A 20,675-nucleotide genomic window follows, 5' to 3' on the forward strand; every position below is an offset into this window, starting at 1 on the left:
CTCCCCTATTCCCGCTCTGTGAACCAGCGGTGGATTCGATCATCGTCGGCCAGCTCGGGATGGAACGACGACACCACCACCGAGCCTTGGCGGCATAGCACCGGCACCCCGTCCAATTCGGCCATGGTCTCTACTTCTGCTCCCGCCGATTCCACCACCGGGGCGCGGATGAACACGCCGGGAAACGTGGCGCCCCAGCCGTCGACGGCGATCGGCGCGCTGAACGAGTCGGACTGGCGGCCGTAGCCGTTGCGAATCACCGACACGTCAATTGCCGCGAAGCAGTGTTGGCCGGGATAGCCGTCCACCACCTCGGACGCCAGAAGGATCATCCCGGCGCAGGTTCCCAGAACCGGGATGCCGTCGGCCAGGCGATCGGCCAGCGGGCCGGCCAAGCCATTGGCATCTATCAGCTTGGAGATCGCGGTGGACTCGCCGCCGGGAATCACCAAGCGGTCGACCTCGGCCAGCTCTTGGGGAGTCCGGACTTGGACCGCGGCCACTCCCAGCCGATTCAGGACCTGCTCATGCAGCCCGAAGGCGCCCTGTAGGGCCAGAATTCCGACTTTCACCCGGGGGCTCCGGGTCTCGGGGCGACATCTCGACCTGCTGCACGGTCAGACGCTGCTACCAGCCGCGGTCGGCCAGTCGGGTGTCGAGCCCGTCGATTTCCAGGCCGGGCATGGGCTCGCCCAAGCCGCGGCTGACCTTGGCCAGAATGTGGGGGTCGCGGTAGTTGGTGGCCGCCTCCACTATGGCCTTGGCCCGGGGCGCCGGGTCGGAGGACTTGAAGATCCCCGAGCCCACGAACACCGCCTCAGCGCCGAGTTGCATGACCAGTCCAGCATCGGCCGGAGTCGAGATGCCCCCGGCGCAGAACAGCGGCACCGGGAGCCAGCCGGTCTCGGCCACTTCCCGGACAAGGGGCAGCGGGGCCTGGAGCTGCTTGGCCCAGTCGAACATCTCGGCCGAGTCGGCCTGGGTTATCCGGCGGACATCGCCGATGATCGACCGGAGATGGCGGACGGCCTCCACTATGTTGCCGGTGCCGGCCTCGCCCTTGGAGCGGATCATGCACGCCCCCTCGGAGATGCGCCTCAGTGCCTCGCCCAGATTGGTGGCCCCGCACACGAACGGCGCGGTGAACGACCACTTGTCTATGTGGTGGGCCTCGTCGGCCGGGGTCAACACCTCGCTCTCGTCGATGTAGTCCACATCGAGGGCCTCCAGAATCTGGGCCTCGACGAAGTGGCCGATGCGGGCTTTGGCCATGACCGGAATGGTGACCGCCCCCTGGATGCCGGTGATCATCTCGGGGTCGCTCATGCGGGCCACCCCGCCGTCGCGGCGGATGTCGGCGGGAACCCGCTCCAAGGCCATGACCGCCGCCGCTCCGGCGTCCTCGGCGATCTTGGCCTGCTCGGGGGTGACCACGTCCATGATCACGCCTCCCTTGAGCATCTCGGCCAGCCCTCGCTTGACCAGAGTGGTCCCCTTCTCGCGGCCTGAAATCGACTCAGCGGTCATGGTGGCAGTCTATGGCTTCCAGCCGGGAAAACGCGAGGTTGGTTTCTGCTACCGCTTCTTGAGCAGGTTCTCGGCGAAGTCTTCCACCATCACCAGGACATCTCCCCCCGGCAGGGCGATGAATGTTTGCCCAGGGGTAAGCCGCACCGGGTTGCCGTCGCCGTCGGCCACTTGCCACGGCTGGCCGGCCGACGGGCGGGTCCATTGGCCTCGGATCAGATGGCCCGCGGTGAACACCAGGGCGACGCCTCCGTTGGGATCGACCGTGATGGCCTCTGGACTCCGGGGATCGGCGGCGCTGCCGGTGTAGCGGGTTTGGAGCACCACCACGTTGGCCGGCGCCACCTGGACGGGGGCGATGTCGGGATTGGGCGTGCCGTCGGTGTGCCGGGCCATGTCCACATGGGGGGTTCCGTCTTGCCAGCGGGCCCAGCCGCCGGATTCCCCGTCCCAGGCGAACTGCGCCAGCAGTCCGAGGCCGCCGCTGCTGCTCAGATAGCGGACCTCAACGCCGGGCACCGGCTGAGCGGACGGCGGGAGGCTCTCCCCCGGCCGGCGGTACTCGAATAGCGGCGCCGGCGCTTCCAGACGGCCGGGGGCCGCATCCCATATGGCTGCGGTGGTGGTGTACAGGTTCCACGGCGGCACCCGATCCCTCACCCGCCAGTAGTCGGTGGGCAGGTTGTCCCAGCGCAGTTCATAGAGCTTGCCGTCGGCCTGGCCCTGGGAGATTTCCCGGAGCACGCCCGGATTGGCCCCGGAGTGTCCGTATATCGGCTGTCCGAAGTTGGCCAGGATATCGGGGTCGGAACTGCGGGCCGACCGGACCGGGCCCAGCGGCTCGGCCCCCTGGCTGTGGAATACGGCCATCAGCCGGGTGATCCCCTCCACTCTGGCCTCGATGAGCATGTCTGCCTGGTTGATCCCGGTTTGCGGGCGGCCCACGCTGCTGGTGCCTACCTTGATCGCCAAGGCCGGCCGATTCATGATGGAGGGGTTGTCCAGCGGCTCACCGGTGAGCGGCTCAGTGGGCGCCGGTTGAGGGTCGGGGGTGGCCGGCACGGGATCAGGGGCGCCGTCTTCCCCCGGCATCGGGGAGGCGGGCGGATCAGGGTCGGCACTGCCCGAGCCGGCGGCATCGGGGTCGCGCTCCGACGGCTCGGCAGTGGCCCCGTCCGGTGTGTCCGGCGCCCCATCGCCGGTGGGTGTGCTCGTCGACTCCGAGGCGGGCGGGGCTGCGCTGGTTCCCCCAGCCCCGTCGGCGGGATCACTCGCATTCGAACCGCCGCAGCCTGCGGCCGCCAGAGCCGCGACCAGCAGCGGGGCGACCATTCTGGCGCGCCGGGATGCGGGCCGAGGCGCTGACAAGCCTTCCATCAGAGTTCGCTCAGCGCGGCTATCCGGGTTTGCAGCCCGGGATGGCGCACGGCGTCGGCTATCCCCCAATCAGGCTCGTCTATCCACATGTGCAGCGCAGCCACTGTGGCTGATGGTACTTCAGGGGTTTGGCCGGAAATGGTCATAAGCGCAGACAGCAGACCGGGCGGATACCGAGTGAGCGATACCGCCTCGAAATCGGCTTTCAGGCTCCGGCCGGCCGGCAATACCCGGCCCATCACCCGGCTGCGCAGCCAGCCGACCGCTCCCAGCGGCCAGGCCAGGAGGATTCCGGCCAGCGTCTCAAAAGCGGCGTCACCCCGGCGTATGCGGCACAGATGATGGGCCAGCAGTCCCTCCAATTCGATGCGCTCGAGCTGCTCGACCGCGCCGGAGGTGACGACGATGCCGGCATGAGCGGGGGTACGGGCCGCGGCCAGGGCATTGATGGAGTCAGACTGGATGACGCGCAGCTCGGGAGCGGGAATGCCGTGGTTCACACACAGGCCCTCCAGCACATTGGCGAGGGTCTCCTCGGCCGCACCGTCGGGGGCCTGGCCGCCGGCAAGGCGCAGCAGCAACCGCCAAGCGGTCAAGCGCAGCCCGCCGACGGCGGCCGCGCCGGCGACAGCCGCGATGACGAGGGCCCATAGCCAGGGCAGGCCAACAAGGGCGCGAAGAACAACCAGGGCTGCCGCGGCGACAACTGCGCCCAGAATGCCGAGGGCGGTTGCGGATCGGCGCGGTCCGGGGTTCACGCTCCCCCTTTGCTTTGGGCAGTCTCGGGCTCTGGGGAGCGGACCCGACGGCGGGCGGCCAGATCGGCATAGATCTCGGCATAGCGGCAGGCCAGCTTGTCCATGGAGAACTGCTGGGCCCGGTCCAAACCCGATTCCATCAATGCGCCCGCCATGTCGGCGTCGAACAGAACTCGTTTGAGGGCCGCGGCCAATGCGGCGGCATCGCCGGGCTCGGAGAGCAGGGCGTCGCGTCCCGGGCGGGCCACGATGGCGTAGGCGTCCAGATCGGAGGCCACGATCGGAGTCCGAGCGGCCATGGCTTCCAGCAGCACCACCCCGAACGACTCGCCGAACAAAGACGGGGCGCAGAACACATCAGCGCCCTGCAAGCGGGACTGCTTCTCCGCGTCGGAGATCCGTCCCAGCCACTCCACCCGGGGATCGTTGCCGGTCTGCTCTTTCAGGTGTTGGGTCTCTGGACCGTCGCCCCCCACCCACAGCCGCACTTCGGGCGGCAGATACCGAAGGGCGTCGATCAGGATTGCCAGCCCTTTGCGAGGCTCATGGCGTCCCACGAAGAAGATGGTGGGATGAGACGATGTCACCGGCTCAGCGGAGGGGGCATTGAGCTCAACTCCGTTGAACACCAGCTCGTAGCAGCCGCCGAGCTGGTCTTCGGCTAGGCGGCGGGCGTCCTCCGACACCGCGCAGCGGTAGTCCAGTCGATTGGCCACCCACTGCACCAAGGGGCGCAAATGCTGATAGGCGGTGCTGTGGCCGGCCCGGTGGAAGGTGCCCAGCAGGGGCGCCGATTTCAGCACGGCAGCAGTGTTGGTGGGGCCGGGGGCGATCGGCTCATGGAGGTGGAGCACATCGAAGTGCTCGTCGCGCACCACCCGGATCGTGCGGAGCTGGGCGGGGGGGTCGGGGGCGAGCGGGGCGATAGAGCCGTTGGCCGCCGTGGGCAGGCTGTTGCCCAACGGCGTGACCGACTCGTCGGGCGGAGGGCCGTCGCAGGGCGCCAGCACCCGGGCTTCCACCCCCATGCGGCGCAGGGAGCGGGCCAGTCCCATGACCTGTCCCTGGACCCCGCCGGGGATGGTGAGGCTGTAGGGGCAAACCAGCCCGACCCTCATCCCGGAACCCCCACTCTGGGGAAGTCGTCGTTGGCGGAGGGGTCTGCACCGCTCCCCCGCTCGCGGAACTTCCTGAGAGCCTCCTCGTCGCTGGGCCAGTTGGGCTGCATGAGGTGCCACTGCTCGGGGGCGGCGCGTATCAGCCCTTCCAAGGATCGGGCCAGGTCTTGGGTGATCCGGGCCACATCGGCCCGCAGCCTGCCGTGGCGCTCGGCGGGGACCGGCGGCAGCACCACGCCCCGATGACCGGGCCCGTCCTGGTACACCGCGGTGGGCAGAATTGCCGCGCCGGTCCGCAGGGCCAGGGTGGCCGGTCCGCCGGGCAGCAGGGTGCGCTCCCCGAAGAACTCCACCTCCACTCCCCCTCGGCCCACCTGCCGGTCGGCTAGCAGGCACACCACCTGTTTGGCTCGCAGCGACTTGACGAGAGCGGAGACCGCGGCCGGTCCCAGGGGCACGATGTCGATGCCCATGCGACGGCGCTCGCCCACCATCCAGTCGAACAGCCGGGCCGGCTCGAGCGGCTCGACCACCGATATCACCGGGTACCCGGGAATCCGGGCCATCCACGTGCCGGCCCACTCCCATCCCCCGAGGTGGGGCAGGGCCAGAATGGGCGCAGTGCCGGTGTCGATGGCCTCTTGGACGTAGTGGAAGCCCTGGTGGGTGAATCGGGCGCTTACGGTGTCGTCGTCCAGCTTGCCGAGCCGGGCGCCGTCGAACCAGTACCGGGCGTAGGACTCAAACGAGGCCTTGACAGCCTGGGCCAAGGCATCGCCCCCGAAATCGGGGCCGCACACCCGCTGGAGCCGGCGCTCGGTGATGAACCGGCGCTCGGGGAGCATCCGGTATGCGCTCCGGCTGATGGCGCGGGTAAGGGCTGCGCCCACCGGTTGGGGCAGATGGCGGGCCAAGGCGGCGCCGCTGCGGTACAAGAGCACATCGGCCGACAGCCGGCGGGCTCGGGCTATGGGAGGTGTGGCCTCTTCGGCGGCATTCATACTGAGTGCATGGTGTCGGCTTGACGCCAGACTTTGGCAAATCGTTGCAAGGCGGTGGCCGCGGTGAGGCCCAGCATGGCCCAGAGCACCGGGATCAGCACGAAGCTGAAGGCCAGTCCGGCGCCGAGCACGATGAACCGCTCGGCGCGCTCCATGAGGCCGCCCTTGGCGTCGAGGCCCAGCGACTCGGCCTTGGCCCGCTGATAGGAGACCAGCGAAGCCACACCCATGAGGGCCAGGGGCAGCATGAAGATGTGACCGGGCTCGGTGGACCCCAAATACCAGGCCAATCCCCCGAACAGCAGGGCGTCGCACACCCGATCGCTGACCGAGTCGAAGAAGGCGCCCCGAACCGAGCTGGTGCCCGATGCCTTGGCGATGGGCCCGTCGAGGGCGTCAGAAAGACCGGCCAGGATCAAGAAGATCAGGCCGAGGATCAACTGGCCGCGGCCGATGACCACGGCGGCCACCGCGGCCATTGCGACGCCGAAGGAGGTAACCCCATCAGCGCTCACACCCAACCGACAGAGGACGGCGCCGATGGGATCAAGCCCCCGATTGACCGCCGAGCGCCAGTTGCCGTCGAACATGCGACCCCTACTGTACCGGCGCGCTGTCGCTGAGGTCGGTCCAGTCCTCGGGATTGGGCTGCACAAGCTGGTCGATCACCTCACCGCTGATGCCGTCTACGAAGACCAGGCCCCGCTGGTCGGGCTGGGGCTCGTTGGAGTAGAGCAAGATCCGCCAAGCAGGTCGGCTGAACCAGCCCCGCCAGCCCATCTGCGCCGATGCGTGGCCCACCGGGAAGCCCACCGCTGCGACGGCAACCACCAAAGCGCCCGATTCGTCGATCTTCAGCTCCTTCCCGCACACGAAGCCGTAGACGGCGAACGCGGCCAGGGCGATGGCCGCGGCCAGGATTCCTCCGTTGACCAACGGGCTCTCGGCGGCGACCGCCCACACCACGGTGCAGACCACCGAGGCCGACAGGTAGATAATGGCGGGGATCCGGCGGCGGCTGTTGTTGGGAAACAGATAGGGGCCGACGTACTCGCTGACCTTCAGCTCCTGGGGAAGCTCGTCAGTTATCTCCGCATCAGACACCGCACAAGGCTACCGGCTGGCCGCGGCGCGCAGGACATGGACAAGGGGCGTTGAACGGCATTGCATAAGCCTCCTAGGGGCTTGAGCTTCTAGGGTTGTCCCGATATGGCTGAGATCAACGTCACTCTCCCGGACGGCAGCACGCGCACGATTGGCTCGGGGGCCACCGCGGGCGACCTTGCGGCTGACATAGGCCCTGGTCTGGCCAAGGCCGCTCTCATCGCCACCGTCGACGATGTGGAGGTGGACCTGAGCGTGCCGCTGGCCGATGGCCAGCAGGTGGCGATCATCACCGCCGACAGCGAGGCCGGCCTGGAAACGCTGCGCCACTCCACTGCCCATGTGCTGGCCCAAGCGGTGCTGGAGATGTACCCCGGCGCCACCTACGCCGTCGGGCCGCCCATTCAAGACGGCTTCTACTACGACTTCGACTTGCCTGACGAGGCCACTATCAGCGACGACGACCTCGAGGCCATCGAGGCCCGGATGCGGGCGATCATCGAAGCCGACCAGCCTTTCGAGCGCCACGAGGTGTCGGCTGCCGAAGGGCTCGAGCTGTTCGCCGACCACCCCTACAAGCGGGAGATAATCGAAACGGTGGCCCTGGCTTCCGAATCCGATGATGCCGGGCAGTCGGCTGATGAGCTGGCCGACGAGGTGGGCGGCGACGGCCAGATCAGCTACTACCGCAACTCCGACTCCTTCATCGACCTGTGCCGCGGCCCCCATGTCCCGTCCACTGGGCGGCTGGGGTCCTTCAAGCTGATGAGCGTGGCCGGGGCCTACTGGCGCCGCGACGCCGGCCGCCCCTCCTTGCAGCGCATCTACGGCACGGCCTGGGCAACCCGCAAAGACCTGGCCGCCCACCTGCACCGGCTGGCCGAGGCCGAAAAACGCGACCACCGCAAACTGGCCCGCGAGCTCGACCTGCTGTCGTGGCCCACCGAGCTGGGACCGGGCCTCGCCGTTTGGCACCCCAAGGGGGCGGCGGTGCGGCGCATCATCGAGGACTACAGCCGCAGCCGCCACGACGAGGGGGGCTATGAGTCGGTGGTCACCCCCCACATCGCCCGCTCAGAGCTGTGGGAGACCAGCGGCCATCTGGACTTCTACCGGGAGTCCATGTACCCGCCCATGGAGTTGGACGGCGCCTCCTACCACCTCAAGCCGATGAACTGCCCCTTCCACGTGCTGATCTACAAGAGCAGCCAGCGCTCCTACCGCGACCTGCCCATTCGACTGTTCGAACTGGGCACGGTGTACCGCTATGAGCTGTCGGGAGCGGTCCATGGCCTGATGCGCATCCGAGGATTCACCCAGGACGACAGCCACATCTTCGCCACCCGGGAGCAGGCCCCCGCCGAGATCGCCTCGTTGGTGGCGTTCGTGCTGTCGGTGCTGCGGGCGTTCGGATTCGAGGAGTTCGAGGCCCGCTTGGCCACCCGGCCGCTGGAAAAGTCGATCGGCGAGGACGCCGAATGGGACTTGGCCACCGACGCTCTCCGGGAGGCGCTGGAGGCCTCCGGGCTGGAGTATCAACTGGACGAGGGCGGCGGCGCCTTCTACGGGCCCAAGATCGACATCGATGTGCGCGACGCCATCGGGAGGAGCTGGCAGCTGTCCACCCTCCAGGTGGACTTCCAACTTCCCGAGCGGTTCGGCCTCGAATATGTGGGCTCCGACGGCAACCGCCATCGCCCGGTGATGATCCACCGCGCCCTCATGGGAGCCATTGAGCGCTTCTTCGGGGTGCTCATCGAACATTGCAGCGGTGCGTTCCCGGCGTGGCTCGCCCCGGTCCAAGCGGCCATTTTGCCGGTGGCCGCCACCCATGCCGACTACGCCGCTGAAGTCGAGGCCCGGCTGAGCCGAGCGGGGTTCAGAGTCCATGTGGTCGCCGCTGAAGAGCCGCTGGGCCGGCGCATAAGGGCGGCCAAGCTCCAAAAGCTGCCCTATGTGCTGGTGGTGGGTGACGACGACGTGGCCCACGGCACGGTGGGAGTGAACGCCCGGGGAAGCGACGGCGACGAGCGGGGCGTGCTGCTGAGCGACTTCGCCAATCGACTGAACGAAGAAGTAGCGGACCATCGCTGATGCTTGAGCGCTTGTGGGCCCCGTGGCGCAGCCGCTATGTGGCGGGTATAGCCGCCACAGGCGCGGAGCCGGCAGAGGCCACTCTTTTCGAGCAGATTCTGGCCGCCCCTGAATCCGATGAGGAGACCGGCATCTTGTGGCGGGGCCAGACCTGCTTTGCCTTGCTCAACGCCCATCCCTACGGCAGCGGCCACCTGATGGTCGTGCCCAACCGTCCGGTGGCCGACCTAGCCGGCCTCAGCGACGCCGAGAGCGATGAGCTGTGGGCCGCGACTCGGGCCGCGGTGGCCGCCATCCGCCGGGCCTACAACCCCGACGGCGTGAACGTGGGCCTCAACTTGGGGGCGGCCGCCGGCGCCGGCATTCCCGACCACCTCCACGTCCACTGCCTGCCCCGCTGGCGGGGCGACACCAATTTCATGACCACCGCAGCCGAAACCCGAGTGCTCCCCGAACCCCTGGCCGAATCATGGTCCAAGCTGAGGGATGCTTGGGGGGAATAGGGAGCACACAAACGGGCGCAGGGTTCGGTATGGCTTACAGCCGAACGCCCAGCAGGGCGGCTGCGGGGGTGATTGCGCCGGTTGTTGCGGCGGCGTCGATGGCGGCTACTGCTGAGGGGGTGTCTAAGTCGTCATCTAGGCAGGAACGGACCTGATAGAGGACCGCGTTGGCTGCATCGGGGCTGCCTTCGGGCGCGGCCTGCCAAGATTCGAGGCGGGCCGCGGCGGTGGGCATTAGTGAGTCATTCCATTCCCAGGAATCGCGGTAGTGGTGGGCCACTATGGCCAGGCGGATGGCCCGGGGGTCGTATTCCTTCAGAAGGTCGGAGACGAACACCAGGTTGCCCAGCGACTTGGACATCTTTGCGCCGTCCATTCGCACCATCGCCTGGTGCATCCAGTGGCGCACGAACTGCTTGTCGGTGACTGCCTCCGACTGGGCGGCCTCGCATTCGTGGTGGGGATAGACCAGGTCGGTCCCGCCCCCGTGGAGATCGACGGTATCGCCAAGCTCCCGCATGGCCAGCGCCGAGCACTCGATGTGCCAGCCGGGCCGGCCGGGGCCCCACTTGGAGTCCCAGGCGGGCTCGTCGGGGGCGGACTTCTGCCACAGGACGAAGTCCAGCCGGTCGCGTTTGTTGGGATCGTCGGGGTTGCCCCCGTGCTCGGCAGCCAGGGCCAGCATGGTGTCCCGGTCGAAATGGCTGATTTGGCCGAAGCGGTCGAAGGCGGAGATGTCGAAGTACACCGACCCCCCCGACTGGTAGGCGTAGCCCCGGTCGAGCACGAGGCCGATCATCTTGCGGATGTCGGCGATGGCCGAGGTGGCCCGGGGCTCCGACCAGCACGGCAGCATTCCCAGGGCCTGCATGTCGGAGTCAAACCGGGCGGTCTCGGCCGCGGCCAGATCCAGGTAATGGACGCCGACCTCCCTGGCCTTGCGGAGGATGTCGTCGTCCACATCGGTGATATTGCGCACGCAGCGGGTCTCGTGTCCCCGGTCGCGCAGCCGCCTCTGCAAGACGTCGTAGGCCACATAGGTGGCGGCGTGGCCCAGGTGGGTGGCGTCGTAGGGGGTGATGCCGCAGGTGTACATGGCCACCACCGGCCCCGGCTCGAACGCAACGACCGCTTGCCGGGCGGTGTCGTAGAGGCGCATCGGCTCTGCTGGGGATGCGGCAGATGGCGAGGGTGGCATGGCCGACGGGCTCAGCCGCCTTCGAGGTCCAACCCGGTGAAGCGGACCGCCACCCGGGTTTTGTAGCGGACATTGAGTTGCAACAGCACCGCGGTGAATGCCTCTACCGGGCTGGCGCTAGACAGCGGCCCGGCATCGAATGCCCGCACTCCGGGCAGCCTGGCCACGATTTCCATGGTGGTGTCGGTGGCCTCGGGGTGGTCGGAGCACACCAGCACGTCGCTGTCCACCGGCTGATTCAGATCGCCCAAATCGTGGGCCGGCACATGGTGGAGGGCGGCCGACACCAGGGCCCGAGGCACTGCGGACTGCACCGAAGCCGCCACCGAGCCCCGGGACGGTATCAGCGGCTGGAACTCCCGGCCCATCTTGACCAGGGCGTTGGCCATGCAGATGGCCACCTTGCCGGCCAGTTCACCAGCCACCGAGGCAGCGGTGGTCGCGGCGGCATCCCATGGGGTGGCCACCACCACCACTTCGCAGGAGGCGGCGCCGTTGTTGTCCGCGCCGGAGAGGGGAAGGCCGCGATCAGGCCACTCCCCCTTCAGCCGGTCGCAGACTTCTGCGGCCCGCTCGGCCGAGCGCGACCCCACCACGGTGTCGAATCCCTCCGATGCCAATCGGACGGCCAACGCTCCGCCCGCCGGGCCCGTCCCTCCGAGAATGCCAATCCGCATCGGCCCAACGGTATAGGAGGATCACTCGCAAACTCACATACAGCAACCGCACCGGCTCAGGCGAGCTGTCTCGGGCGGTCGTGGGGCTCCTCGCCAACTTGTGCAGGGCTGCCGCTTGGTTCGATGGCGAGCTGTCTTGGGCGGTCGTGGGGTTCCTCGCCAACCTTCATAGGGCTGCCGCTTGGTTCGATGGCGAGTAGCCTCCAACGATCATGGGACTCCTCGACGGGAAACGGATTCTGGTAACCGGGGTGCTGACCGACGCGTCGCTGGCCTTCGGCATCGCTGCGCTGGCCGCCGAAGAGGGCGCTGAGCTGGTCCTGACCGGCGCAGGCCGGGGCCTCAGCCTGACCGAGCGCACCGCCCGCAAGCTTCCGGGCCCGCCGCCGGTTCTGGCCTTCGACGTGACCGACCCCGGACACCCCGCCGCCCTCCGGGGGGAGCTGGCCGAAAGGTGGGGAGCGATGGACGGTGCCGTACACGCCATCGGCTTCGCCCCGGAGGTGTGCTTGGGCGACGACTTCATGGCCGCCGGTTGGGACGACGTGGCGGTGGCCCTGGAGATCTCGGCCTATTCCCTCAAGACCCTGGCCGAGGTGGTGGTGCCGCTCATGGCGGGAGGCGGATCAATCGTGGGGCTCGACTTCGACGCCACGGTGGCCTGGCCCGCCTACAACTGGATGGGGGTGGCCAAGGCGGCCTTCGAGTCCGCCGCCCGCTACTTGGCCCGCTCGCTGGGCGAGCAGGGCATCCGGGTGAATCTGGTGGCGGCCGGCCCGGTGCGCACCATGGCCGCCCGCTCCATCCCCGGATTCGGGGTGTTCGAGGACACATGGGCCGACCGGGCCCCGCTGGGATGGGACGTCAAAGACAGCTCCTCGGTGGCCAAAGCCGCGGTCGCTCTCTTGTCTGACTGGTTCCCGATGACCACCGGCGAGATGATCCATGTCGACGGCGGCTACCACGCCGTGGGCGCCTGAGGCTCAGCGCTGGCTCCTGCCCACTTGCGCTGCTCAAATCCGCCAACCGAGCTCGCTATAGCTCTATGGTCGGGGCGAGAAAGCTGTTGCTTGGAATAGGAGTAAGAGATGCCAATCGAATTTGCCAAACTCAACAAGACGGTCACCATCACTGCGGTGCTGGCTCTGCACTGGTCGGTGTTCTGGCTGCTTAACGGTCTGGACAAGTTCCTCAACACTGACAACTTCTTCGGAGTTGACTTCAAAAACAAGCTCAAGGGCCCCCCTGACCAAGACGGACTGCTGGCCAACTTGGGACTCGGCGACGGGTGGGCCGCGCCGATCGCCGCCATCGTGGGGATTATCGAGCTTGTGCTGGCCCTGCTGTTTGTGGGGGCGCTCGTCTCCTTGGCCCGGCGCAAGGCTGACAGCAGCGACGCGATTGCGGCGTGCTTGACCCTCAGCATTTTGTTCTTCGCCATCTTGTCGGCGGGAGCGGTCCTGTTCGGCGACCGCGCCGCCATGGAGCAGCACGGAATCTTCATCATCGCTCTGCTGGCATCTCGAGTAGTGGTGGGCAAGACCGCCGCCAACGCCTGATCTCCGTTACCCCCGTCCCCTCGCAGGCCATTGTCCGTCTGCGGGGGAGCCGACGGTTGTCCAATGACTCTGGATCGCCGCTGTGGCCCCCGCTACCCGTTTGCCAGGGGGCGGACGAAGTCGTCGGCGAAACGATTGATGGCGTCGCGGTAGGCGGTGGCGTTCTCCAGCAAGCCTTGGCGGTTGTCGGTGCTGACGTCTTCGAGCTCTGCCCAGGGGAGGGCGTACAAACCGGTGATGCCCAGCTCCTCTTCTGCCCGGCGGTAGAGGTCTAGTGAAGGCGGCTCATAGAAGCCGGAGATGATCTCGAAGTGATCCTCGGCCCGGCCCTCTTCGGCCAAGAGCGTCCGCAGTCGGGCGACGATGCCGGCCAGCGTGTCCCAGTCGTAGGCATTGCCCACCCAGCCGTCGGCATGGCGGGCTGCCCGGCGCAGCGCCGGCCCCGAGTGGCCCCCGGTGTAGATGGGGATGGGCTGGTCGGGAGCCGGTCCCATCATCATCGGGGGGATGTCGTAGAACTCCCCGTGGAACTCCACCCAGCCCGGCTTCCACAGCTCGCGCAGGGCTTCGATCATCTCGTTGCTGCGGGGGCCGCGGTTGTCGAAGTCTTGGCCCATCTGCTCGAACTCTTCGCGCATCCAGCCCGCGGCCATGCCCAACGCCACCCTGTTCTCGGAGATCACCGCCGCGGTGGACACCTGCTTGGCCACAGAGAGGATGGGGCGGTTGGGGGCGATGAAGATGTTGTTGGAGAAGTGGAGTTGCTGGGTGGCGCCGATCATGGCACCGATGGTCACCCAGGTGTCGGGCCACGAAGTCTCCGGATCCCAGATGGGCCGACCGTCCTCATACGGCGAATAGGGGTAGGGGCTTTCGAGGTCCTGGGGATAGAAGATGTGATCAGAGAGCACCATCCCGTGGTACCCGGCTTTATCGACCATCCGGGCGATGGGCACCAGCTCGGTGCTCTTCATGAACGCGGTCACACACCAGAATTTCATGCCGCCATTATGTCTGATGATCAGACGGGGCGGGCCCGGCAGGGTCGGTTTCATCGATGAGGTCGCCGACCAGCACCTCCAGCACATCCTCCAGGGTGACCAACCCCACGGTGCGCCGGCGAGTGCCCCCGCGGACGACAGCCAGATGGCGCCGGCTTCCCTGCATTAGCGCCAGCACTCCCTCCAGCGAGGTTTCCTCCTCGATGGCGGGCACGACGCGGATCAGCTCGTCGCCGAGGGATTGTCGGGCCCGCGCGCCGGTCACGTCTAGGAGGTCTTTGGCATGGACGAACCCGATCACCCGATCAGGGGAGCCATTCTGGACCACTACCCGGGAGTGGCCGCTGGCGTTCATCAAGTCGACCACCTCGGCCACTGTGGCCTCGCGCTCCACCGCGGTGATCCGATCGCGGGGAACCATGACCGTTCGAACCGGGCGGGCGGCCAGCTCTAGAGCGCTGGACAGCAGCGACCGGTCGAAATCGTCCAGCAGCCCCTCGGCGGCGGAGTGCTCAACTAGGCCCGCAAACTCCTGAGCGGTATGGGTGGTGGGCAATTGGTCGAGGGGCTCCACGCCGCCAAGGCGCACCAACCCCCGGCTGAGGCGGTTCAACAGCCCGATTAGCGGGCCGAAGACGATGGCGTAGAGGCGGTTAACCGGGGCCAGCCACATGGCGGTACGCTCGGCCCCGGCCAAGGCGATGTTCTTCGGGACCATCTCCCCCAGCACCATGTGCAAGAACACCACAATTGCCAGCGAGACCCCGAAAGACACAGCGTGCAGCACTCCTGACGGCAGCTCGGCAAATGACCCGACTGCCCGCTCGATGAGGTCGGCCACCGCGGGCTCGGCCACGAAGCCCAGCCCCAGCGATGCCATGGTGATGCCGAGCTGAGCGCCGGCCAACTGCCGATTGAGGTCGCTCATGGCCGCCAGGGCCAGCCGGGCCCGGCGGTTGCCTGCTTCGGCCAGCGGCTCCAGCCGAGACCGTCGGGCGGCGATGAGGGCGAACTCCACCGCCACGAAGCCGGCATTGGCCGCCAAGAGCACCACCGCGATAGCGATGTACAGGGCGGTCATGGGATTGCCCGGCCAAGCGGGGGCGGGTGGCCTGCATCCACCTGCCGCAGGCGCACGGTGTCGATGCGCCGCCGGTCCACCGACTCGATCTGGAACTCCCAGCCCTGGTAGCGGAACACCTCGCCGATAGCCGGGAGGCGCTGAAGATGGTCCAAGATGAAGCCGGCCAGGGTCTCGTAGTCGCCATCGGGCACCCGGAGCCCGGTCATGTCTTGCAGCTCGTCGGGGTGGATTCCCCCCTGCACAACCAACTCTCCCGCGTCGCGGGCCACCGCCGGGGGTTCGGTGTCGTCATGCTCGTCGGCGATCTCGCCCACGATCTCCTCCACCAGATCCTCCTGGGTGACGATCCCCGCAGTGCCCCCATGCTCGTCCATGACCACCGCCAAGGGGCTGCGCTGCGCTCTCATGTCCAGCAGCAGCGAGCGCAGATTCCGGGTTTCGGGGACGATGAGCGGCACCCGCATGATCTCAGCGACCGGGGTGGCTGCCCACCGCTCGGCCGGCACCTCGTACACGTTCTTGACCAGGGCCACTCCCACGACATCGTCGATGTCGGCGGCGATCACCGGGAAGCGGGAGAATCCGGTCTGGCTCGACAAGGAGACCAACTCGGCCACCGACTGGTGGTGCTCGATGGTACACACCGAGACCCGGGGGACCAGCACGTCGGCGGCGTCGCGCTCCGCGAAGCGGATGGCCCGAGTCAGCAGGCGAACCCTGGACGGCTGCATGGCGCCCTTCTGCCCAGAGGACCGGATCACCCAGGCCAGCTCCTCGCGGGAACGGGCCTCGCTGAGCTGCTCGGTGGGTTCGACTCCCATCCAGGACACGACTCTGTTGGCTGTTCCGTCGAATAGGCGGATGAACGGCCCGGCTGCGGTCGCGAAGCCCCTCATGGGAGAAGCCAGCCTCATCGCCGTGGGCAGCGGGCGGGCGATGGCCAGGGTTTTGGGCACCAGCTCTCCGAGCACCATTTGGACGACCACCGCGATGGCCAGCGCGGCGGCGATGGACAGGCCGGACGCGGCTCTGGAGGCAATGCGGCCGGCCACCGGCTCCAAGGTCTCGGCGATAGCGGGCCGGGCGATGAAACCCAGGGCCAAGGAGGTGGCGGTGATGCCGAACTGTGCCCCCGACAGATTGAATGAGAGGGACTTGAGCAGCGACAGGGTGGTCCGAGCCGCTCGCCGACCCTCGGCGGCCAGCCCCTCGATGCGAATCCGATCCACCGCCACCAGAGCAAATTCCGCAGCCACAAACACCGCGTTAGCCGCTACCAGAAGCACAGCGGCCACCAGGCCGAGAACGGTGGTCCAGTTCATCGGCGGTCAACTACCCGGCTGCTGGCTTGGCATCTTCCATAATCTTTAGGGAGACTAAACATGTGAGTCTCAAACAATCACCGTCTCGAACCGCTTTGGAAGCGGCTCAGGCGGCGACTCGCCTCGCCCGCCAGGTGGCGGTAGCGCTGGGAGACTTAGACCTGTCACCCTCACAGTATCGCCTGCTGTTGTTCTTGTCGGAAGGAAACGCGGCCGCCTCGGCGGTGGCCGGGCGCCTGGCGGTGAGCCGCCCCAGCGTGACTGCGCTGGCTGACGGTTTGGAAAGGCGGGGCTTGCTCCAAAGGAAGTCCGATCCAGCCGACCGCCGAAAAGTGGCCCACGAGCTGACCGACGCCGGCAAGCAGGCACTGGCTGCGGCCGACGACGCGGTGGCTGAGCAGATCACCGGCCTCGCCGCCCATCTCGATGCCGACGAGGCCGATCAGGCCCTGGAGGGACTGGCCCTCTGGAACGAGGCGCTCACCCGGGCCCGCAGCCAGCGGGAAGCCAAGAAGTGACTGCCACCGAGACCGGTCCTCTCGGCATTCCGGGGCTCGAGCCCGACGAGGCCGGGGCCCGACCAGAGCTCCCCGAATTCGAGCCCATCGGGGTTTCGGCCCAGTATGCACCGCCCACCGCAGGGATCGACCCCGACAAGACCAAGGGCTGGATGAAGCGCATGATGCCGTTGGTCCGCGCCCATAGGCGGACCCTGGCAATCGGCGTGATCACCGGTGTCTTCGCGCTGGCCACTCAGGTGGCCGTGCCGGCAGCGGGGCGTTCGGCCGTGGACGCGGCCATAACCGGAGATCGCCAGGCACTGTGGATTGTGGCGGTGCTCATCGCGGTGTTCGGCATCGGCCGGCTGGCTTTCGGCGGGGTCTACCGCTTCCATCTGTTCAAGCTGGGCTGGAATGTGGAGACCGACTTGCGGGCCATCGTGTACGAGCACCTCACCCGGCTGTCGTTCTCCTATTACGACCGCACCCAGTCGGGCCAGGTCATCTCCCGGGCCAACAGCGATATCCGGTCGGTACAGCTCCTGCTGGCATTCGGGCCGCTCGTCAGCATGAACGTGCTGATGTTCGTGATGGCCCTGGGGTTCATGGTGTATATCCACCCCTGGCTGGCCCTGGTGGCGCTGGCCCCGCTGCCCGGCGTTTACTGGTTCGGCCTCAAGTTCCGCGACCGGGTGTTCCCGCTGTCGTGGGTGAGCCAGGCCCGGATGGCCGATCTGGCCACCATCGTTGACGAGAATGTGAACGGCACCCGAGTGGTGAAGTCGTTCGCCGCCGAGGAGCGCCAGATCGCCCTGCTGGGAAGGTCGGCCCAGCGCATCCAGTGGGCCAACGTGGAGATCGCCAAGAGCCGGTCCCGCTGGAATCCCCTAATCGAGTCGCTGCCCCGGCTAGGCACGGCCATGGTGGTGCTCTACGGCGGGTGGCTGGCCATCGAGGGCATCGTGTCGATAGGGACGCTGCTGGCCTTCAGCGCCTACGTGATCATGCTCCAGGTGCCCTTCCGCATGGCCGGGTTCGTGCTCATGCAGGGCCAGCGGGCCGGTGCCGCCGCCCAGCGGATTTACGAGATCCTCGATGAGGTGCCCGAGATCATCGACTCCCCTGCCGCGGTGGACATCGTCGAGCCTCAGGGACTGGTGGACTTCGATGACGTCCGCTTCGGCTACAACTCCGATACCCCGGTGCTGGACGGGTTTTCCCTGCATATCGAGCCTGGGGAGCGAGTGGCCATTGTGGGCAGCACCGGGAGCGGCAAGTCGACCGTGGTCCGGCTGCTGGACCGGTTCTACGACGTCGATGGCGGATCGGTTCGCATCGACGGCACCGACGTGCGCGACGTGACCCTGCGCAGCCTGCGCCACACCGTGGGGCTGGTGTTGGACGAGCCGTTCCTGTTCTCGGCCTCAGTCCACGACAACGTCGCCTATAGCCGTCCCGGCGCCTCCCGCGCCGAGGTCATGGTCGCAGCCCAAGCGGCCCAGGCCCACGGGTTCATCAGCGAGCTGGCCGAGGGCTACGACACCGTGGTCGGCGAGCGGGGCTACACATTGTCGGGCGGTCAACGCCAGCGCATCGCCATCGCCCGGACTTTGCTGTCCAACCCCAAGGTGCTGATTCTCGACGATGCCACCAGCGCCATTGACGTGACCGTGGAGGAGGCTATCCACGAGGCCCTGCGAGAGCTCATGGCCAACCGCACCACCATCATCATCGCCCACCGCCTGTCCACTATCAGCTTGGCTGAGCGGGTGGTGGTGCTGGACCAAGGCCGTGTGGCCAACATGGGCACCCACGCCGAACTGCTGGCCACCGACCCCCATTACGTGGAGATCCTGGCCCGCCACAGCGACGACGGGCCACACGATGCGGTGGACAACGGCGACGGTCAGCGAGGGACCAGCGCCAGATTTTCTGGAAACGGCTGGTAATGGGCTGGGGAGGGTACTTCGGCGGGCCCCAGGCCCAGAGCGCGGCTCGCGACGCCGGACTCCCCCATGCCGGCGTGCCCGGCAACCTGCGGGTCCAAGTCGAAGAGGTGCTGAGGGCCGAGCCCGAGTATACGCCAGTGGAGGTCGAATTCAGCCACCGCCAGCCGGCTGACCCGCCGCTGACGCTGCGCTCCCTGCTGTGGCCCTTCCGCCGACAGCTGGCGGTGGCGCTGCTGCTGGTGGTGATCGAATCGGCGATGATGCAGTCGGGGCCGCTTTTGGCCCAGCTGGGCATCGACCACGGGGTCAGCTCCGGCAATGGGCAAGTGCTGCTGGTGGTGGCCGCGGTTTTTCTCGGCACCGTGGCTGCCCATGCGCTGAGCTCCTCGCTGCGCATCCGCTACACCGGCAAGCTGGGCGAGCGCCTCATGTACGCCTTGAGGATACGGGTGTTCTCCCATTACCAGAGGCTGTCGCTGAACTTCTTCACCAATGAGAAGGCCGGCGTGCTGATGACCCGGATGACCAGCGATATCGAAGCCCTGACCGTGCTGTTCCAAGAGGGCTTGGTGAACTTCGCAGTGCAGGGATTGGTGCTCACGGTTATCACCGCGGTGTTGTTCTACCTGAACCCGCTGCTGGCGGTGCTGACCCTGGTGATCGTGGTGCCGGGCACGTTCCTGCTCAGCATCTGGTTCCGCAAGGTCTCCGATCTGTACTACGGCTTGGTCCGCGACCGCATTGCCGAGGTTCTGGCCGACTTGCAGGAGAGCTTGGCCGGCATCCGGGTGATCACCGCCCACAACCGCCGGCGCCACAACGTGGTCAACCACACCAACGTGGTGGGGCGGCACAAAGACGCCAACTTGGCCGGGGTGCGGGCCGCGTCCGTCTACGCCCCCACCACCGAGGCCATCGTGATAATCGGCCAGGCCATCTTGCTGGTGATCGGCGGAACCATGTTGATCAATGGCAGCCTCACCCCCGGTGAGCTGACCGCCTTCGTGCTCTATCTGACGTTCTTCTTCGCTCCCATCCAGCAGCTTGTGCAGCTCTACAACGGCTACCAGCAGGGACAGGCATCGGCCAAGAAGCTGCGCGAATTGCTGGAAAACGAGCCCTCGGTTGCTGAGGCCTCTGATGCGGTGGACCTGCCTCCCATCGAAGGGGAGATCACCCTGGACCAGGTGAGCTTCGGCTACGACGGCGACACTCCAGTGCTGCACGATGTGAGCTTGCGGCTGGCGCCGGGCGAGAGTCTGGCCGTGGTGGGGCCCACCGGGGCGGGCAAGTCCACGGTGGCCAAGCTGATCGCGCGGTTCTACGACCCCCAGCACGGGACGGTGCGCATCGACGGCTGCGATCTGCGGACGGTGACGCTGGCCTCGCTGCGCCGCCAGTTGGGGGTGGTGCCCCAGGAGCCGTTCCTGTTCTACGGCTCCATCCGCGACAACGTGGCCTTCGCCCGGCCCGATGCTTCCATGGCCGAGGTGCTGGAGGCTTGCCGGGCGGTCGGGCTGACCGAGCTGCTGGAGCGGCTGCCCGATGATGTCAACTCCCTGGTGCATGAGCGGGGGGCGTCGCTGTCGGCCGGCGAACGGCAGCTGTTGGCACTGGCCCGAGCGTTTCTGGCCCGTCCTCGGGTGCTGGTGCTGGATGAGGCCACGTCCAACCTGGACCTGCGGTCGGAGTCCAAGATCGAGGCCGCCCTAGACGTGGTGCTGGAGGGGCGGACGGCCATCATCATCGCCCACCGTTTGGCCACCGCCATGCGGGCCGACCGGATCGCGGTGGTGGAAGACGGGCATATCACCGAGATCGGCACTCACGACGAGCTGGTGGCCCTGGGCGGCCACTATGGCGACATGTACGCCACCTGGATGGCCCACACCAACTGAGCGCG

20 protein-coding genes are annotated in these 20,675 nt (G+C 67.5%); 7 read left to right on the forward strand and 13 right to left on the reverse strand.

From position 1 onward, the window contains the following. Positions 1-5 precede the first annotated feature (5 nt). From pdxT to ACOGXA_RS03665, 8 genes are read right to left on the reverse strand one after another with little or no spacing between them, the layout of a single operon-like run. A complete protein-coding gene (pdxT, locus tag ACOGXA_RS03630) occupies positions 6-572 on the reverse strand; it encodes a pyridoxal 5'-phosphate synthase glutaminase subunit PdxT (protein WP_419925920.1) in 567 nt (188 codons plus the stop codon). A 55-nt stretch (positions 573-627) separates the two neighbouring features. Further along, positions 628-1,527, reverse strand: a complete 900-nt coding sequence (gene pdxS, locus ACOGXA_RS03635; RefSeq protein ID WP_419925921.1) for a pyridoxal 5'-phosphate synthase lyase subunit PdxS — start codon at positions 1,525-1,527, stop codon at positions 628-630. 48 nt (positions 1,528-1,575) lie between these two features. Next, positions 1,576-2,859: a DUF3048 domain-containing protein gene (locus tag ACOGXA_RS03640; protein ID WP_419925922.1), complete on the reverse strand. Its 1,284-nt coding sequence runs from the start codon at positions 2,857-2,859 to the stop codon at positions 1,576-1,578. A 44-nt stretch (positions 2,860-2,903) separates the two neighbouring features. Then, positions 2,904-3,662: a M48 family metalloprotease gene (locus ACOGXA_RS03645; protein WP_419925923.1), complete on the reverse strand. Its 759-nt coding sequence runs from the start codon at positions 3,660-3,662 to the stop codon at positions 2,904-2,906. After that, positions 3,659-4,780, reverse strand: coding sequence for a glycosyltransferase family 4 protein (locus ACOGXA_RS03650; RefSeq protein ID WP_419925924.1), 1,122 nt, complete (start codon positions 4,778-4,780; stop codon positions 3,659-3,661). The genes ACOGXA_RS03645 and ACOGXA_RS03650 overlap by 4 nt, the downstream gene beginning before the upstream one ends. After that, positions 4,777-5,781, reverse strand: coding sequence for a phosphatidylinositol mannoside acyltransferase (locus ACOGXA_RS03655; protein WP_419925925.1), 1,005 nt, complete (start codon positions 5,779-5,781; stop codon positions 4,777-4,779). The genes ACOGXA_RS03650 and ACOGXA_RS03655 overlap by 4 nt, the downstream gene beginning before the upstream one ends. Continuing rightward, positions 5,778-6,371, reverse strand: a complete 594-nt coding sequence (locus ACOGXA_RS03660) for a CDP-alcohol phosphatidyltransferase family protein (protein WP_419925926.1) — start codon at positions 6,369-6,371, stop codon at positions 5,778-5,780. Before ACOGXA_RS03660 ends, ACOGXA_RS03655 begins: the two co-directional genes overlap by 4 nt. Positions 6,372-6,378: 7 nt before the next feature. Further along, complete coding sequence (locus ACOGXA_RS03665; protein ID WP_419925927.1) at positions 6,379-6,885, reverse strand: hypothetical protein; 507 nt, start codon at positions 6,883-6,885, stop codon at positions 6,379-6,381. 105 nt (positions 6,886-6,990) lie between these two features. On the opposite strand from ACOGXA_RS03665, the gene thrS reads away from it, so the two are divergent. Next, a complete protein-coding gene (gene thrS / locus ACOGXA_RS03670; RefSeq protein WP_419925928.1) occupies positions 6,991-8,979 on the forward strand; it encodes a threonine--tRNA ligase in 1,989 nt (662 codons plus the stop codon). Then, a complete protein-coding gene (locus ACOGXA_RS03675) occupies positions 8,979-9,482 on the forward strand; it encodes an HIT family protein (RefSeq protein WP_419925929.1) in 504 nt (167 codons plus the stop codon). Before thrS ends, ACOGXA_RS03675 begins: the two co-directional genes overlap by 1 nt. Positions 9,483-9,516: 34 nt before the next feature. On the opposite strand, the gene cysS is transcribed toward ACOGXA_RS03675, so the two are convergent. Both cysS and npdG read right to left on the reverse strand, forming a co-directional pair. Further along, entirely contained in the window at positions 9,517-10,641 is a 1,125-nt protein-coding gene (gene cysS, locus ACOGXA_RS03680; RefSeq protein WP_419925930.1) for a cysteine--tRNA ligase, read from the reverse strand. 50 nt (positions 10,642-10,691) lie between these two features. Next, on the reverse strand, positions 10,692-11,357 hold the full coding sequence (npdG, locus tag ACOGXA_RS03685) for an NADPH-dependent F420 reductase (protein ID WP_419925931.1): 666 nt from the start codon (positions 11,355-11,357) through the stop codon (positions 10,692-10,694). A 209-nt stretch (positions 11,358-11,566) separates the two neighbouring features. Here npdG and fabI point away from each other — a divergent pair, with 209 nt between their 5' ends. Both fabI and ACOGXA_RS03695 read left to right on the forward strand, forming a co-directional pair. Next, positions 11,567-12,337: an enoyl-ACP reductase FabI gene (gene fabI, locus ACOGXA_RS03690; RefSeq protein ID WP_419927039.1), complete on the forward strand. Its 771-nt coding sequence runs from the start codon at positions 11,567-11,569 to the stop codon at positions 12,335-12,337. A 108-nt stretch (positions 12,338-12,445) separates the two neighbouring features. Next, entirely contained in the window at positions 12,446-12,916 is a 471-nt protein-coding gene (locus ACOGXA_RS03695; protein WP_419925932.1) for a hypothetical protein, read from the forward strand. A gap of 92 nt (positions 12,917-13,008) precedes the next feature. Here the strand turns inward: ACOGXA_RS03695 and ACOGXA_RS03700 are convergent, their stop codons facing one another. The 3 genes from ACOGXA_RS03700 to ACOGXA_RS03710 are packed head-to-tail and all read right to left on the reverse strand — an operon-like array spanning position 13,009 to position 16,323. After that, positions 13,009-13,917 (reverse strand): TIGR03619 family F420-dependent LLM class oxidoreductase, encoded by a 909-nt coding sequence (locus tag ACOGXA_RS03700; RefSeq protein ID WP_419925933.1) that lies wholly within the window; start codon positions 13,915-13,917, stop codon positions 13,009-13,011. Between the two features lie 7 nt (positions 13,918-13,924). Continuing rightward, positions 13,925-14,998 (reverse strand): hemolysin family protein, encoded by a 1,074-nt coding sequence (locus tag ACOGXA_RS03705; RefSeq protein ID WP_419925934.1) that lies wholly within the window; start codon positions 14,996-14,998, stop codon positions 13,925-13,927. Beyond that, positions 14,995-16,323, reverse strand: coding sequence for a hemolysin family protein (locus ACOGXA_RS03710; protein WP_419925935.1), 1,329 nt, complete (start codon positions 16,321-16,323; stop codon positions 14,995-14,997). Before ACOGXA_RS03710 ends, ACOGXA_RS03705 begins: the two co-directional genes overlap by 4 nt. Positions 16,324-16,385: 62 nt before the next feature. Between ACOGXA_RS03710 and ACOGXA_RS03715 the strand changes: the two genes are divergently transcribed. The 3 genes from ACOGXA_RS03715 to ACOGXA_RS03725 are packed head-to-tail and all read left to right on the forward strand — an operon-like array spanning position 16,386 to position 20,670. Beyond that, entirely contained in the window at positions 16,386-16,841 is a 456-nt protein-coding gene (locus ACOGXA_RS03715) for a MarR family winged helix-turn-helix transcriptional regulator (RefSeq protein ID WP_419925936.1), read from the forward strand. Beyond that, the gene (locus ACOGXA_RS03720) at positions 16,838-18,772 is read left to right on the forward strand and encodes an ABC transporter ATP-binding protein (protein WP_419925937.1); all 1,935 of its coding nucleotides are present in this window, start codon (positions 16,838-16,840) and stop codon (positions 18,770-18,772) included. Before ACOGXA_RS03715 ends, ACOGXA_RS03720 begins: the two co-directional genes overlap by 4 nt. Further along, positions 18,772-20,670 (forward strand): ABC transporter ATP-binding protein, encoded by a 1,899-nt coding sequence (locus ACOGXA_RS03725; protein ID WP_419925938.1) that lies wholly within the window; start codon positions 18,772-18,774, stop codon positions 20,668-20,670. The genes ACOGXA_RS03720 and ACOGXA_RS03725 overlap by 1 nt, the downstream gene beginning before the upstream one ends. Positions 20,671-20,675 lie beyond the last annotated feature (5 nt).

The organism is Candidatus Poriferisocius sp., from assembly GCF_965208475.1.
GTDB lineage: Bacteria > Actinomycetota > Acidimicrobiia > Acidimicrobiales > Bin134 > Poriferisocius.